Here is a 15,738-nt window from a genome sequence, read left to right as displayed (position 1 = left end):
AAGTTCGTCCGCCGGTGCCCCATTCGTCCCCTGTTATTTCGCACGGACGAGCGGAGAACCGGCGGACGAACGATCGGCCGCTCACGCCGTGATGGCGAGCGCCTCCAGCGGATCGGCGTAGATGGCGTCGAGCGACACCGCGCCGGCGGCCTGCTGCTGCACCGTCGATCCCGAATGCGACACGCGCACATCCCGGTTGGCGACCACCGAGGTGGTCTTGAGAGCCTTGGCCACGGTCGGCAACGTCGCCGGGAAATCGGTGAACGCCTGCCCACCGAGGACGACGTGGTCCGGGTTGAAGATGTCGGCGATCATCGCGACAGTGCGTCCGAGCACCTCGGCCCGCTCCTCCAGCAGCGCTCGCGCGGTCGCGTCCCCGCCACGGGCGAGTTCGTGCACTCCTTCGATGTCGCTCACCGACAGTCCGGCGGCCTGCGCCGCATCGACGACTCCGGTGTCGCTGGTCGCCGGCTCCAGCCTGCCGGTGTTCCCGGGATCGAGCAGTTTGGTGGGTCCGGTCGGAAAATGGCCGATCACCGGCGGACCGGCCGCAGGCGTGTGCACCATGCCGTCGACGCAGAACGCGGTACCGACCATCTCGCGCGCATAGAAGTACAGGAAGCTCGATTTCTTCTGCTCCGGATTGACGACGAGCTCGGCGGCGGCCATGGCCTCGACGTGCGAGGCGACCGAGACCGGCAGGCCGACGCGTTCGGCGATGATCCGGCCGACCGGGGCGCCGGACCAGCCCAGTCGCGGATGGTCCACGAAGCCGCCCGCTGTGACGCGGCCACCGAGGGCGACACCGGCCCACAGCACCCGCCGCCCCGTCCAGCGGGACACGAACCGCCGCGCGCTCTCTCCGATGGCGGACAGCGTCTGCTCGGGCGTGTCGGCGACCGGGGTGGGGATCTGGATGGCGCCGACGACCCGGTGCAACAGATCGTGGGTGGTGATCGAGGTGACCTTGTAGCCGATGTGGATGCCGAGGGTCAGGAAGTCGGCGACGTTGAGCTCGAACGGCAGCCGCGGGCGACCGATCGCGCCGGCCGGCGCGAGATCCGCGCGTTCGCGGATGAGCCCTGCCTTCAGCAAGGCGCCGACCTGACGGTTGACGGTGGAGATACTCAGCCCGGTCTGCTCGGCGGCGACATCACGGAACACCGGGCCGGAGAGACGAGCGGTGCGCAGCACCAGGGCGGCCGGCTTCGACGACAGCTGTAATTGCGGGGTGGCGACGTGAATCTCGGTTACCCCCTTCCGAACCGGCGCCTTCGCGGGTGACGCCAACCGAACGTGAGGTCGAAGGGGTGCGGAGGTGATCGAACGGGTGTGATGGTCGAGCGTGGCGGTCATCTGTGTGTCCTCATCGAATGTGCCACATCCGGACCGGCTCCGCGCCTGATGCGGCGCAGGCCACCCGGATGGGCGGGAAGATCTGGGCCGACGACGGCCCGAGGGATCGAATGCTGGGGTCAGCGCATTCGGCGACAACACAGGACGCGGGCAAACGGCAGCCGACAGCCCAGAGCAGTTGTCACATACGTGACCTCTGGGACGTAGGGCTGGCGGCTCGTCATGACGATCAAGCTAGCAACGGATCGACCGGGGTGGCAACCCGTGATGAGCCCGCGCCGCAGCCTTGGGCGTGCGGCGGATATGGGCGCTCACCGGCGACGATAGGCCGACGCGGCATCGCTCGCGCGGTTTGCGCGCACGCTGATTCAAACGGCCGGCACCGAGGAAACCGTCGTCGGCCCGGCGATCCCCCTCACGATCGCCGGGCCGACGAGTACTTCTTGGACGCACCGACGCACGGATCGGTTCCATAGATGACGCCGACCTTTTCGGGGCTGAACCTGTCGGTGCGTTCCAGTAACCTTGGTCACATGTCCACCGCGACCACCCGCACCGCCTCCGACGAAGAGTTTCTCCAGGTCTCCGAGCCGTTTCGGCGTGAGATCCTGGCGCACTGTTACCGCATGATGGGGTCCCACCACGACGCCGAGGACCTCATGCAGGAGACCTATCTGCGGGCGTGGCGTGGCTACGAGAAATTCGATCGTCGGGCATCGGTCCGCACCTGGCTGCACAAGATCGCCACCAATACGTGCCTCACGGCATTGCAGAGCCGACAGCGGCGTCCGCTGCCATCCGGTCTCGGCGGGGACGCATACGACCCGACCGACGACCTCTTGCAGGACCACGAGGTCCCGTGGCTCGAGCCGTTCGCAGGAACGGTCGACGAGATCGCTCCCGGCGACGACGCCGACCCCGCGTTCGTGGTGGGTGCCCGCGAATCCATCCGGCTCGCCTTCATCGCGGCCCTGCAGCATCTGCCCGAACGTCAGCGGGCCGTGCTCATCCTGCGGGACGTGCTCCAGTGGAAGGCCGCCGAGGTGGCCGACACCATCGGCGTGACCACCGCGACGGTGAACAGCTTGCTCCAGCGCGCACGCGAACAGCTCAAGAACGTCCCGGCGCGCGATGAGTCTCCGAGCGAGCTCGACGACGCCACGAAGCGTGAGTTGCTGGCCAAGTACGTCTCGGCGTTCGAGCGCTACGACGTCGACGCCATCGTCGAGATGTTCACCGACAAGTCCATCTGGGAGATGCCGCCGTTCACCGGTTGGTATCAGGGCGCCGACGCGATCGGCACCCTGATCCGTCGCAACTGCCCGGCCGAGAAGGACGGCGACCAGATCCTGCTGCCCACCACGGCGAACGGGCAACCTGCGTTCGGGCTGTACATGCTGGAGCCCGACGGGGTGCACCGACCGTTCCAGCTGCAGGTACTCGAGCTCGACAGCGACGGCGCGGTCGATCACGTGGTGGCATTCTTCAGCTCGACGATGGAAGAGGACTTCGCGCGGTTCGGCCTGCCCGCCACGCCGTATGAGGCGCCGGCGCGCACGGCGCCGAGCCCATTCCACTGACCCGGACGGGTCTGTACCGAGAGATCAGTCAGTCGTCGTCCTGGGGGATCTGGGTGGGATCCATCCACACCAGTTCCCAGGCATGTCCGTCCAGATCGCAGAAGCTTCGGCAGTACATGAAGCCGAGGTCCTCGGGGTCTCGTAGCACCGTTCCGCCGTGGGCCAGGGCGGCATCCACGCATCGGTCGACCTCGCGGCGGGATGACGCCGACACCGCCACCAACGTCTCCCGCCCTCCGCTGTGGGGATCGGCGACCGCACCGGCGGCGTAACCGGCGAACCGCGCCGTCCGGTGGAGCACGACGCGACAGTTCTCGTTGATCTCCAGACAGAGGGTGCCGCGGTCGCAGAACATGACGTCGAGCCGGAAACCCAGCCGTGTGAAGAAGGCCCGCGACCTCGCCACATCGGCCACGGGCAGATTGACGAACATCATCGTCGACAAATCGCACACTCCTTCGGTGCCCGACCACGCCACGCGGGACACACGAATACCGACTGTGCGGGCAACCCGAACTCATCGCGGACGTCGCCGACGCCATAGGGTGTGAGTCATGGGCGTGATCTACCTGGTCCGGCACGGACAAGCGGACCCGAACGCGTACGGCATCTACGATTCCGACGACCCGGCTCCCAACGGTCCCGGCGGGCTGACCGACACGGGTGTCATGCAGGCGCGACTCAGCGGCGCGCTGCTGGCGAGTCTGACCGACGGGGTGACCACTGCGGTCAGTGGCGATCTGGCCCGCCAGTCGCAGACGCTCACCGGCGTTCTCGGCCAGTTCGACAACGCCCCGGCCGCCCAGACCGACCCCGACTGGAACGAGTACGCGCTCCCCGCCTTGGTCGGCTCGGCGAGCGCCGAGGAGTACCGGGACGGGCGCGACTATCAACGACGGCTCGACCAAGGTCTCGCGGAGTGGATCTCCGGCAACACCGAACACGGCACGGGTGAGACCTACGCGGACTTCGCCAAGCGTGTGTCCGCGGCTGCCGAGCGGGCGACAGCGATGGCCGGTTCCGGACAGACCGTCGTGGTGGTCTCCTCGGCCGGCACCATCACCCAGTGGCTCGCCCAGTTGTGGCAGATCCCGCCGTTGGCCTGGCCCGCTCTGTCGCGGACGATGGTCAACGCGTCGGTGTCCAAACTGCTCGTCGGCCGCAGCGGAGTGTCGGTGGTGTCGTTCAACGAGCACGCCCACCTCGCCGACCGTGACGGGGGAGTCGCCACCTTCCGGTGACGCGCCCTTCGTGACGCACGCTCACTCCGTTCGCGGGCTCCTCAGGGAGCGGGTTGGGCGGCCGCCCCGTTCGCGGGCTCCTCAGGGAGCGGGGTTGGCCGCCACTCCGTTCGCGGGCTCCTCAGGGAGCGGGTTTGGCCGCCACTCCGTTCGCGGGCTCCTCAGGGAGCGGGTTTGTCGGCCACTCCGTTCGCGGGCATCACCCCACTCACCGAAAAAGCGAACCTCGCCTCACCACCCGGAAAGCCACCCGTCCGCAGGCGTGCGAACGCCACCTCACCACCCGGGAAGCCACGCGTCCGCAGGCGTGCAAACGCCACCCGGTCCCTGAGGAGCCTCGCGAGGAACGAGCGAAGCGTCACGAAGGGCACCGGTCACGCACGGTGCAGGTTCGTCCCCGGCCGGGTCAGGATCACGTTGGGCAGCACCGCATACCGCGACAGCTGGGTGACCGAGTACGCCATGGTCGCCACGTCGGCGACGGTGATCATCTCGCTGCCGGGGATCTCGTCCTTGAGCCAGTCCGACATGTCGGTGTCCACGTATCCGGGCGCGATCGTCGTGGCGCTGACACCATTACCCGACTCCTCGAGATTGAACGTCTCACACAGCGAGATCAGCGCGGCCTTGGTGGAGCCGTATGCGGAGAGTTCCGGCTCCGGATAGACGCCGGTGATCGATGCGACCGCGATCACCTTCGCCGCGCCGTTGGCCTCCGCGGTCGACCGCAGCGTCGGGATCAGCGACTGCAAAAGGATGTACGGCGCACGCACATTGACCTGATACAAGCGGTCGAAGCGACGCACCGGCAGATCCGCGACGCGACCCTTCTGACCCATGCCCGCATTGATGACGAGCGCATCGCAACGACCGAACGCATCACGGTGAGCGGTGGCCAGCGCCTCGACGGCGTCGGCATCGGTCATGTCAGCGGGAATCACCTCGACCCGACCGGCGCCGAGCTCGTCGAGTTCACTCGCCTTGCTCTCCAACGCCTCCCGGCCACGCGAGGAGATCGTCAGATCCCAGCCGTCGGCGGCGAATCGCTCGGCGATCGCCGCACCGATGCCGCGGGATGCACCGGTGACCAGTGCAACTTTGTTGTCAGACACGATTCTTCCCCCTCAACGTGGTCAAACCCGCGGCGATGAAATCGCCGGTCGACTCGGCGGCGCGCTCCGCACCGTCCGACGCCGCCCCGGACAGCGCCCGATGCGTGATGCCCTCGGCGATGACGCCGAGTTTCAGATTCGCCAGCGCCAGGTAGAAGTCCCAGTCGCCGAGATCCTGACCCGCGCGCACGGCGTATCGCTGCGCGATCTCGTCGGCCGACGGATAGCGGTCACTGGTCCAGGCCGCCTCGAACCCGACCACACGGTCGAACACAGGACGCCGATACACACACATCAACGCAACGTCGGTGATCGGGTCGCCCAATGTGGACATCTCCCAATCCACCACCGCGCGAACAACACCCGGGTCCTCGGCGGACAGGATTGTGTTGTCGACCCGGTAGTCACCGTGCACGATCGTGCTGCGCGCCTGCGTCGGCACCCGATCGCTCAACTCCGCGACCAGCCGGTCGACGTCGTCGAGCTCGCGCGTCTTCACGTGGCCCCACTGCCGGGCCCACAGTTTCACCTGACGAGCCGCAAAACCTTCGGGGCGGCCGAAATCGCCCAGACCCACTGCCTGGTAGTCGACTTCGTGCAGGCGGGCCAATGTCTCCACGAGACCGTCGAGGTTGCGTGCCACGTCGTCATCAGACAGTGCCGACAGATCTTCCGCGGTCCGTACCACGCGGCCGTCGACGAACTCCACCACCGTGAAGGGTGCGCCCAGAACGTCGCCGTCCGCGTCGATCGCCACGGTCGTCGCGACCGGGACGTCGGTGGCTTGTAGCGCACTGGTCACCGCCCACTCCCGGTTCATGTCGTGTGCAGACGGAGTCAGCCCACTCATCGGCGGACGTCGCACCACCCAGCGGGTTTCGTCGTCACGGACGCTGAACGTCAGGTTGGACTTGCCGCCGCTGATCAGGTCCACGCGCAGATCGCCGACGACGGCCACGCCACGATTCACCAGGAAGTCGCGCAGCAGTGCGGAATTCAGGGCCGGATGGTCGCTCATCCGTTGGACTCCGCCTGGGCGGCCTTCTTGGCCCGGCCAACCGCACGCCGGGCGATCGCCCAGCGATGTACCTCGGATGGGCCGTCGTAGATCCGGAACGGCCGGAGTTCACGCTGCAGCCGCGCCAACGGGAGGTCGTCGGAGACACCCATCCCGCCACACATCTGCATGCTGCGGTCAACGATCCGGGTGTAGGCCTCGGCCGCAAAGGTTTTCGCGATCGATGTCTCGTTGGACGCGTGGCTGCCGGCATCGAGTTCATGGCATGCCTTGACCAGCAGCGCCATACTCGCGGCGAGGTCGATCTCGTTGTCCGCGACCATCTGCTGGATCATGCCGAGGTCACCCAGCTTGCCGCCGAAGCCGTCGCGGCGCGCCACGTAGTCGACGGCGACGTCGTGGCAGCGCTGCGCCGAACCGAACCACCGCATGACATGGGTCATCCGGGCCGGGCCCAGGCGGACCTGCGCGTATCGGTAGCCTTCGTCGACCTCACCCAGGATGTCCTCATCGGGCACGAAGACGTCGGTGAAGTTGACCTCGCAGTGCCCGCCGATCATCGACCGATCGGTGGTCACGATGTGGCGGTCCACCGATATGCCGGGGGTGTCGGCGGGGGCGAGAAACATCGTCGCGCCGCCGCGGTCACCGGGCGAGCCCGCGGTGCGGGCCATGATGATGAAGAATCCCGCGCCTTCCGCGCCCGTGATGAATCGCTTCTCCCCGTTGATCTTCCAGCCACCATCGACCTTTGTCGCGAGGGTGCTCAGCGCGTTGGGGTCCGACCCGGCACCGGGTGAGGGTTCGGTCATCGCGAATGCCGAACGGACATCACCGGCGGCCAGCGGGGCCAGATACTTGTGCTTCTGCTCATCGCTGGCGATATGGGCGAGCATGTGCACGTTGCCCTCGTCGGGGGCTCCGATGTGCAGGGCGATCGGGCCGAAGGTCGAGTAGCCGGCGGCTGCGAACACGGGCACCCGGTCGGACATGTTCAGTCCGAGACCACCGAACTCGATCGGCGCGTGCGGCGCGAAGATTCCTTCGGCCTTCGCCTTCGCATTCATCTCACGCCGGAGTTCGTCACCGCCGGCGGCGTTGATGTCTCCCCCGTGCTCATCCTCGATCGGCAGGACGTACTCGCGCACGAACCGGCTCGTCTTGTCGACGACCTCCGAGACCTCGGGGTCGTATCGCAGATTCACGGGCATCGCATCTCCTCATCAGGTTCGCCGACCGAGCGATCGTTCGGCGACCGTCACGATGCCAGCTGCGACCTCGATGGTCAAGTCCAGGCGCCGATGGCGGCGATGCGCTCAGTCGGCGACAGTGGCCGGCCGATAGCCCACGGTGTCGCGGGCGAGCTGCAGATTCCGGGCGATCAACTCGTCCGCGCCGAGTTCACCCTCGAGCTTGAACCAGGTGGAGACGCCGACACACATCGTCGCCACCGCACGCGAGGCGTCCTTGGGATAGCGCGTGGCGAAGTCCCCGGCCGCGACGCCGGCGAAGACGATCTCGTCGACCATGCGTTGCTGCCTGTCGCGGTGACCGATGTAGGTCTGCTTGTAGCTGTCATCGAGGCTGCGGATCTCCGTCGAGCCGACAAACGCCTGTTCACGCCGATACATGTGGAAACGCAGCAACGACTCGACGACCGCGTCGAACTGGTCGACGGGCTGATCACCAGCCTCGGCGATGGCCATCTCCGAGCGGTGCAGCAGGTCGGTCATGGTGCGTTCGAGCAGCCCCTGCAACAGTGATTGCTTGGACGGGTAGTGGTGGTAGAGACCTGGCACCGACAGGTTCGCCCGCGCGGCGATCTCCCGCACCGACGTCCCGTGATAGCCATGCTCGGCAAATGCGGCAAGCGCTGCCGCCAACGGAACGGGCAGCTCGGCCTCGCCGTAGTCTCGCCATTCGCCGAGGGACTCTGGACGGACATCCGTGTCGCCGGCCCCACTACTCATGGCTTCCAACATAGTCGTTGCCATCCACCGGTCCGCCATCGGAGCATCGGGGCACGCCTAGTCGGCAAAGCGGGCGACACCGTCGGCGAGTGCCATCAGCAGCCCCACGCTGACATCGACCACCCCGGCACGGTCCAGGTCGAGGTGCCCTTCGAGCCACGCACCGAGCACCCGGGCGAGGCCGCCCACCTGGAACTGCGCCGCCGCGACACTCTTCGGACCGGACCGAACCTCGATGACCCCGGACGCCGACTGCAGTGTCAGCCCGGCGAACAGCGCGGTGGATTCCATCCGCTTCTCGGCGATCGTCGGACTCAGCAGGGACTGCGAGAACAGCAGCCTGCCTTTGCGGCGGTCCTCGTCGATGATGCGGACGATGGCGCCGATCGCGGCGGTGACCTTGCCTTCGACGTCGTCGCCGGCCGCGAACGCGGCCAGGCCGTCGGCCGAGATCTCGGCGATGACCTCGTCGAACGTCGCACCCACCAGCGCCTCGATCGAGTCGAAGCTCTCGTAGAAGTAGCGCGTGGTCAGTCCGGCCTCCCGGCACACTCCGCGGACCGTCACCGACCCACCGTCCGAGGCTCCCAACAGTTCCAGGGCAGCGTCGATCAGCGTCGCCCGCCGACGAGCCACCCGACTCTCGCCGTCCTCGCCCCCGTAGGCACGCAGGTTGTCACCGACGGTGGTGCCGCCGACGGACTTGGTCACCGAGGTCTCACTGTCCGTGCTCGCCACCCACCTATCTTGACATCGATGATCTTGACATCGTTGAATGTAAGAGAAAACGTCTGTTGTCAGAATTTGGTTCTGGCGAGTCAAGGGGGTCACGATGAGCACCGAGCCCATCATCTACGACGACATCGATCTGCCGCCGGCATTCACCGCCGTCGAGCCCGATACCGAGTACCTACCGCCGAAGGCGAGGATGACCCGGGGGGAACTCGACGCTCTGCCGACGCGCATGAACGAGATGAAGGGCATCTCCACGCTCGCCGGACCCGCCAACGTCATCATGCAACTCGCGATGCCCGCCGTCGGCTATGGCGTCTACGAGAGCCGCGTCGACACCGGCAACCTGTTCAAGCATCCCGTCAAGCGGACTCGCACAACGCTGAGCTATCTCGCGGTCGCGATGATGGGCAGCCCGAAGGATCGCAAGACCTATCGCCATGCGGTCGGCAAGGCCCACGCCAAGGTTCGGTCCACCGAGACCAGCCCGGTGAAGTACAACGCCTTCGATCCGCAACTGCAGCTGTGGGTCGCCGCCTGCCTCTACAAGGGGTGGGAAGACATGCAGCGCATCTACGGCGACCCCGCAGACATCACCGAGGAGGCCTACCAGAACGGTGCGGTGCTGGGCACCACATTGCAGGTGCCGCGCGAGATGTGGCCGGCGACGCGGGCCGAGTTCGAGACCTACTGGAACGAGACGGTCGAGACCTTCGAGATCGACCCGATCATCCGTGAGCACCTCATGTCCATCACCCGCGCCGAGTTCCTGCCCCGGTGGGTCAGCACCATTTTCGGCTGGTGGTTCGAGCTGCTCACCATCGGCTTCCTGCCGGAGAACTTCCGCGACAAGATGGGTCTCGAGTTCACGCCGTGGCAGCGCCGACTCTTCGACGCACACAACACTCTGGCCAAGGCGATCTGCGACCGTCTGCCGAAACCATTGCGCGAGTTCCCCTTCAACGTGCTGCTGTGGGACGTCCGGTGGCGCATCCGGACGGGTCGGCCGCTGGTCTGATCCCCGTGCAGTGACCGGCACGCCATCGCTGCCGGTCACTGCCACGAAATCCGCGGGCATTCCTGTGCTCGCGGTCACATCGCCCGGTCCGTTCGCGCGACTACCCTGGTTCACACACTCAAGGGGAGGTTGCCGTGGCGTTGTGGTTGTACCGGCTCGGACGATTCGCGTTCCGGCACAAGTGGTGGTTCGTCGGTTGTTGGCTCGCGATAGTGATCGCCCTCGGTGCGATCGTCGGGGCCGTGGCACCGAAGTTCTCCACGGATTTCGAACTCCCGGGTACCGACTCCGATCGCGCCATGTCGGTGATGAAGTCCGACTTCCCTGCGATCAACGAACAACAACTCGAGGCATCGACGAGCATCGTGGTCGCCGCCGACGACGGCTTGGCGAACCACACGGACCAGATCGACGCTCTGGTCGCCAAGGCTCGCACGCTCCCGAAGGTGCTGGAGCCGCAAACGATCGTCAACCCCGTCACGGCGGCGCAAGCCAACCCGGCGATCGCGTCGGCGGTTCTCGGTGACGACGGAAAAGTCGGCCTGATCCAGATCCACCAGGACATCCCCCGCCAGGATCTGACGGCCGCGGAGATGGATCAGTTCAAAGATCTCCTCGCCGAGTTCCGAGGCAACGGACTCGAAGTCGAGGGCACCGGCTCGCTGATGCAGGTCTTCGAGCAGGGCGGTGTGTCCGAACTGTTGGGCTTCGCGGTCGCCTTCGTGATCATGATCGTGGCGTTCGGCGCGTTGATCGCCGCCTTCATCCCCATCATCACCGGCATCCTCGGCGTCGGCATCACCATTCTTCTGGTCACGTTGAGCGCCAAGATCATCGACGTCCAGCAGAGCGCGACCACGATCATCACGATGCTCGGTATCGCGGTGTCGATCGACTATGCACTGTTCATCGTGTCCCGATACCGGTCCGAACTGAACCTGGACGGCAACCGTGAGGCGGCCGTCGGGCGGGCCGTCGGCACCGCGGGGTCGGCGGTCGTGTTCGCCGGGCTGACCGTGATGATCGCGGTCGCGGGACTGGGCGTGGTGGGCATCCCGTTCATCACGCAGATGGGTATCGCTGCCGCGGTCGCCGTGTTCATCGCGGTTCTGGGCGCGATCACGCTGATCCCGGCCCTGCTGGGTGCCTTCGGCCGATTCGCGTTCAGTCCGCGGATTCCGGGCATCCGGCACGGCGACGAGCCGGACACACAACCCTCCAACGGTCTTCGGGTCGCACGGTTCATCACGCGCTACCCGTTGCCCGTCGCGATCGTCGGCTTGGTGTTGCTCGCCATCGCAGCGATTCCGATGACCAAGATGGAACTGGGCATGTCGTCGACGACCGACAGCGAGTATGCCGCGACCCAGCTTCTGCAGCGTGGGTTCGGCGAGGGTGTGAACGGTCCGCTGCTGGTGGTGGTCAGCGATGCAAACGGCGGCGACGTCGCCGGCGCGGCCAACGATGTCGTCGCTCACGTCAAGACCCTCGACAACGTCGCCAACCCGACGCAGATCACCTGGATCGGCAACGGTCCTGATCGGGCGAATCCTCAGGCCGGTGCGAGTGCCGCGCTGATCTCGGTCACTCCGGAGCAGTCCCCGAGCGGCCCGGAGACGCACGCGCTGATGGAGCAGATCCGCGACTATGCCGCGACGAGTCCGGACGGGGCGACAGTCAACGTCGGCGGTCAGACCGCGATCATGTCCGACATCTCGTCGAAGTTGAGTTCGGCGCTGATTCCGTTCCTCATCGTCGTTGTCGGGCTGGCGTTCATCATCCTGACCATCGTCTTCCGGTCGTTGCTCGTGCCGCTGATCGCCACGATCGGATTCTTGTTCTCCGTGTGCGCGACATTCGGTGCAACCGTCGCGATCTTCCAGGAGGGCGATTTCGGCCTGATCGACCACACGAAACCGATCATCTCCTTCATGCCGATATTCCTGGTGGGAGTGGTCTTCGGGCTGGCGATGGACTACCAGGTGTTCCTGGTGACCCGAATGCGCGAGGAATACGTACACGGCGTCTCCGCCAAGGACTCGGTGATCATCGGCTACCAGCACGGCGCCCGGGTGGTCGCGTCCGCTGCGGTCATCATGATCTCGGTGTTCTCAGCCTTTATGCTCGCCCCGGACACCACCGCCAAGATGATGGGCTTCGCTCTGGCCGCAGCGGTGTTCTTCGACGCCTTCATCGTCCGAATGGTGGTCGTGCCGGCGATCATCACCCTGCTCGGCGACGCCGCGTGGAAGCTTCCGAAGTGGCTCGACCGCATCCTGCCCAACGTCGACGTCGAGGGCACCGCGATCCGCGAGATCCCGATCGAGAACGAGGTCGACCCTGATCTGTGGGAGTCGGAGACCAGCCGGGTCTGAACGCTGTGTGAGATCGGCCGATCAGACCGACGCGATCAGCATCGTGCCCATCGCCAGCATCACGACCGCGACGATCGCGTCGAGCACGCGCCACGCGCGGGGTGAGGCGAAGAATCGGGACAACTTGCTGGCGCCACCTCCGAGCGACGCGAACCAGAGCAGGCTCGCGATGCAGGCGCCGATGGCGAACGCCCATTTGGCGCTGCCGTGACTGTTGGCGATCGCGCCCATGGTGAGCACGGTGTCGAGGTAGACGTGCGGATTCAGCCAGGTCAGCGCGAGCGTCATCCCGATCGCCGCCCAGCGGGTCGCCGTGGAGGCCTCACCGGGGTTGGTGACGATCGCCTCGTTGCTGCGCAGGCAGCGCCGGGCAGCCATCAACCCCAGCACGATCACGTATCCGCCCCCGAGGACTTTCGCGACGGTCACCACGGCCGGATGCGCGGCGACCAGCGCACCCAGGCCGGCGACGCCGGCGATGATCAAGATGACGTCGGAGACCGCGCACACCACGACGACCGGCACCACATGGGCTCGTGCCACTCCTTGTCGGAGCACGAACACATTCTGTGGGCCGATAGCGATGATCAGACCGGCACCGGTCAGCAAACCCGCGATCGCCGCGAGCACATACGTCGTCATGTCCACAGACGTTAAAGACGACCTCGCCAACAATCCAGCGAATGTTTTTCATGAATCATCAGAAGAACTTAAGATCACTGGGTGGAGATCAGCCAAGAAGGTCTGCAGACCCTGTCGGCCGTGCTCCGGGAAGGCACGTTCGACGCGGCCGCGGCGGCGTTGCACATCACGCCGTCCGCGGTGAGTCAGCGGATCAAGGCATTGGAGGCCTCGGTCGGAAGGGTGGTGGTGCGCCGCACGAAACCCGCAACGGCCACCCCCGACGGTGAAGCCCTGGTTCGACTCGCCAAACAATGGGAGTTGTTGGTTGCCGAAGCACGTGCCGAACTACTCGGCGGAGGGACCAGCGACGCCGATCGTTCGCGGATTCATCTGCCGATCGCCGCCAATGCCGACTCACTGGCCACGTGGTTCCTGCCGGTGCTGGCGCGGATGCATGCCGAGTATCCGGTGGCCATCGAAGTGCTGCGCGACGACGAGAGTCAGAACAGCCGCTTCTTGCAGTCGGGAGAAGTACTGGGCGCCATCACCTCTGACCCTCTCGGCGTTCGTGGGTGTACCACCCGCGCGCTCGGCGCCATGCGCTATCTGCCGGTCGCCACGCCCGAGTTCATCGAACGCTGGATGCCCGATGGGCCGTCGCCGGAAGCACTGTCCAACGCCCCCATGGTGTTGTTCGACCGCAACGACTACATCCAACGCAACGTGCTGACCCGACTCGCCGACAGGCCGGTGTCGCCGCCGATCAGCTACATCCCGGCATCGACCGAGTTCCATCGGGCGATCGAACTCGGGATCGGTTGGGGCGCTGTGCCCGAAGTCCAGATATCCGACGCCCTGCACGCCGGCCGCGTGACACCGATCGTGGACGATCACGTCGACGTGCCACTGTTCTGGCAGTACTGGAAACTCAGTTCACCGCTTCTCGCTTCGTTGACCGAACTGACGGTCGCAGCGGCCGCCGAGCATCTGGTGCCCACACCTACAGCACCGCACTGGTCCTGATACCGCCGACAAGTTCGTCGAGCACCTTGGTGACCGAATGGGTGTGCCGGAGCGATGGGGTGCCGCATCAGCAAAATACACAGCACCGACTTCGTCGTCCTCACGCCCTGAGCCCGAGATGCGGTGCGCCGCCGCACTCCCCCGGTTCAGCGCAGCGGCGCAACTTCGTGCATCTCCAACCGCAGCGGATGCTCGGTCTCGTCGCGCCACAGACGTGCGGCGAGGTAGAAGCATCCGGCGACCGGCACCGGCAGCAACCCGGCCAGCACGAATGTCGCCGACAGTCCGATGGCATGACTCACCGGTGCGGCGAGTGCCATCGACACCGGCATCAGCGCCACCGAGACGAAGAAGTCGAGACTCGCCACCCGCCCGAGCAGTGCGGGCGGCACGCGACGCTGTAGGAGAGTGCCCCACAGGACCATCGGGCCGTCGAACATCACTCCCATCAGGAAACCCGCGACCACGAACATCCAGGTGCTCTCGGCAAGACCCATGAAGACCAGCGGAACGCTGGAGAAGCCCCAGATCCCGAACATGACGCTGAGATACCGCCGCGGCATGGGGATCGATGCGAACACCAACGACGCCGACGCTGCGCCGAGCCCGAATCCGGCCAGCACGAGGCTGTGATCGCCGGCGCCCCCGTGCGCACGTTCCTGCAATGCGAACGGCACCAACACCTCGATGGGCCCCATGACGGCGAGGACCAGGATGCAGGCGAAGAACAACGTCGCCCACAGCCACGGCGTTCGCCACATGTACGCGAACCCCTCTGCGATGTCGGTGAGGACATCACGAACGGGATGCCCCGACGGTGTCGCCTCACGGCGAACCGCAACCGGCTGCATCGCGAGATAGGTGAGCGCCGACGCCGCACTGGCGAATCCTGCGAGCACGATCGCCATGGCCGGGGAGGCGATCGAGATGACCCCGCCCGCCACCATCGGACCGAACGCCTGGAATATCACCGGCCGCAGAAAGCCCTCGATTCCGTTGGCCGCCTGCAATTGAGCGGCCTCCACCACACTGGGTAGCAATGCCGAGTAGGCCGGGTAGTACATGCCCATGGTGATGCCACCGAGCAGCGAGGCGACGAGCAGTGTCGGCTGATTCAGCATGCCGAGCATGCCGGCGACGCCGACGACAGCGAACGCGAGGAGCTTGACGATCTCGAGTCCGATCATGATGCGCCGTTGCGAGACGCGGTCGGCCAGGACTCCCCCACCGAGGGTGGAGATCACCATGCCCACCGCAGCAACGCCGGTGACCATCGACAGTTGCCCAGGGCCACCGCCCATCTGGATGACCTGCCAGACCACGCCGACGGTCCACACACCATCGGCGAACATCGCCAGCACCAATCCGATTGCGAGCAAACGGTACTGCCGCAGCGCAAACGGTTTCAACGCCGCGGGCAGGCGGGTATCGACCGACATGCTCACGGTACGAGTTTCTCGCATGTCCTCTGGTATCGGCCACTGATTTTTCCGGCGGCCCGCTGGTGGTCGAGTCGCGTCGAGCCCCAGGCTGAGCAGCGTGAGGAGTGCCAAGCGCGATCCTCCACGATCCGGAGCACAGCGGGATGGCCACCCCGATCCCTGAGGAGATCCGGAGCGCCAGCGGGATGGCCACCCCGATCCCTGAGGAGATCCGGAGCGCCAGCGGGATGGCCACCCCGATCCCTGA

Annotated in this window: 14 protein-coding genes; 5 read left to right on the top strand and 9 right to left on the bottom strand. The window is 66.2% G+C overall.

What is annotated here, in order from left to right; genetic code table 11:
* Positions 1 to 81: 81 nt before the first annotated feature.
* Complete coding sequence (locus ACVT6V_RS06915) at positions 82 to 1,245, bottom strand: ROK family transcriptional regulator (RefSeq protein ID WP_489900733.1); 1,164 nt, start codon at positions 1,243 to 1,245, stop codon at positions 82 to 84.
* 644 nt (positions 1,246 to 1,889) lie between these two features.
* On the opposite strand from ACVT6V_RS06915, the gene ACVT6V_RS06910 reads away from it, so the two are divergent.
* Positions 1,890 to 2,936: a sigma-70 family RNA polymerase sigma factor gene (locus ACVT6V_RS06910; RefSeq protein ID WP_489899057.1), complete on the top strand. Its 1,047-nt coding sequence runs from the start codon at positions 1,890 to 1,892 to the stop codon at positions 2,934 to 2,936.
* Positions 2,937 to 2,964: 28 nt separating this feature from the next.
* Here ACVT6V_RS06910 and ACVT6V_RS06905 read toward each other — a convergent pair whose 3' ends face one another.
* Positions 2,965 to 3,381 (bottom strand): VOC family protein, encoded by a 417-nt coding sequence (locus tag ACVT6V_RS06905; protein ID WP_489899056.1) that lies wholly within the window; start codon positions 3,379 to 3,381, stop codon positions 2,965 to 2,967.
* A 109-nt stretch (positions 3,382 to 3,490) separates the two neighbouring features.
* Here ACVT6V_RS06905 and ACVT6V_RS06900 point away from each other — a divergent pair, with 109 nt between their 5' ends.
* On the top strand, positions 3,491 to 4,177 hold the full coding sequence (locus tag ACVT6V_RS06900) for a histidine phosphatase family protein (protein ID WP_489899055.1): 687 nt from the start codon (positions 3,491 to 3,493) through the stop codon (positions 4,175 to 4,177).
* 374 nt (positions 4,178 to 4,551) lie between these two features.
* Here ACVT6V_RS06900 and ACVT6V_RS06895 read toward each other — a convergent pair whose 3' ends face one another.
* From ACVT6V_RS06895 to ACVT6V_RS06875, 5 genes are all read right to left on the bottom strand, one after another.
* Positions 4,552 to 5,289: an SDR family NAD(P)-dependent oxidoreductase gene (locus ACVT6V_RS06895; RefSeq protein ID WP_489899054.1), complete on the bottom strand. Its 738-nt coding sequence runs from the start codon at positions 5,287 to 5,289 to the stop codon at positions 4,552 to 4,554.
* Positions 5,282 to 6,307: a phosphotransferase family protein gene (locus ACVT6V_RS06890; RefSeq protein ID WP_489899053.1), complete on the bottom strand. Its 1,026-nt coding sequence runs from the start codon at positions 6,305 to 6,307 to the stop codon at positions 5,282 to 5,284. Before ACVT6V_RS06890 ends, ACVT6V_RS06895 begins: the two co-directional genes overlap by 8 nt.
* Positions 6,304 to 7,518 carry an acyl-CoA dehydrogenase family protein gene (locus tag ACVT6V_RS06885; protein ID WP_489899052.1) on the bottom strand — a complete coding sequence of 405 codons (1,215 nt, stop codon included), beginning with the start codon at positions 7,516 to 7,518 and terminating at the stop codon, positions 6,304 to 6,306. The genes ACVT6V_RS06890 and ACVT6V_RS06885 overlap by 4 nt, the downstream gene beginning before the upstream one ends.
* Before the next feature lie 105 nt (positions 7,519 to 7,623).
* Positions 7,624 to 8,277, bottom strand: a complete 654-nt coding sequence (locus tag ACVT6V_RS06880) for a TetR/AcrR family transcriptional regulator (RefSeq protein ID WP_489899051.1) — start codon at positions 8,275 to 8,277, stop codon at positions 7,624 to 7,626.
* Positions 8,278 to 8,334: 57 nt separating this feature from the next.
* Entirely contained in the window at positions 8,335 to 9,015 is a 681-nt protein-coding gene (locus ACVT6V_RS06875; RefSeq protein ID WP_489899050.1) for a TetR/AcrR family transcriptional regulator, read from the bottom strand.
* A 94-nt stretch (positions 9,016 to 9,109) separates the two neighbouring features.
* Here ACVT6V_RS06875 and ACVT6V_RS06870 point away from each other — a divergent pair, with 94 nt between their 5' ends.
* Positions 9,110 to 10,027, top strand: coding sequence for an oxygenase MpaB family protein (locus ACVT6V_RS06870; RefSeq protein WP_489899049.1), 918 nt, complete (start codon positions 9,110 to 9,112; stop codon positions 10,025 to 10,027).
* 134 nt (positions 10,028 to 10,161) lie between these two features.
* Positions 10,162 to 12,402, top strand: coding sequence for an MMPL family transporter (locus tag ACVT6V_RS06865; protein WP_489899048.1), 2,241 nt, complete (start codon positions 10,162 to 10,164; stop codon positions 12,400 to 12,402).
* Between the two features lie 21 nt (positions 12,403 to 12,423).
* Here ACVT6V_RS06865 and ACVT6V_RS06860 read toward each other — a convergent pair whose 3' ends face one another.
* Entirely contained in the window at positions 12,424 to 13,044 is a 621-nt protein-coding gene (locus tag ACVT6V_RS06860; protein ID WP_489899047.1) for a LysE/ArgO family amino acid transporter, read from the bottom strand.
* A gap of 81 nt (positions 13,045 to 13,125) precedes the next feature.
* On the opposite strand from ACVT6V_RS06860, the gene ACVT6V_RS06855 reads away from it, so the two are divergent.
* The gene (locus tag ACVT6V_RS06855; RefSeq protein WP_489899046.1) at positions 13,126 to 14,049 is read left to right on the top strand and encodes a LysR family transcriptional regulator ArgP; all 924 of its coding nucleotides are present in this window, start codon (positions 13,126 to 13,128) and stop codon (positions 14,047 to 14,049) included.
* A 146-nt stretch (positions 14,050 to 14,195) separates the two neighbouring features.
* Here ACVT6V_RS06855 and ACVT6V_RS06850 read toward each other — a convergent pair whose 3' ends face one another.
* Positions 14,196 to 15,494 (bottom strand): MFS transporter, encoded by a 1,299-nt coding sequence (locus tag ACVT6V_RS06850; protein WP_489899045.1) that lies wholly within the window; start codon positions 15,492 to 15,494, stop codon positions 14,196 to 14,198.
* Positions 15,495 to 15,738 lie beyond the last annotated feature (244 nt).

The sequence above is a fragment of the Gordonia sp. LMA167 genome (genome assembly GCF_058130025.1).
This window is presented reverse-complemented; position numbering and strand designations above follow the sequence as displayed.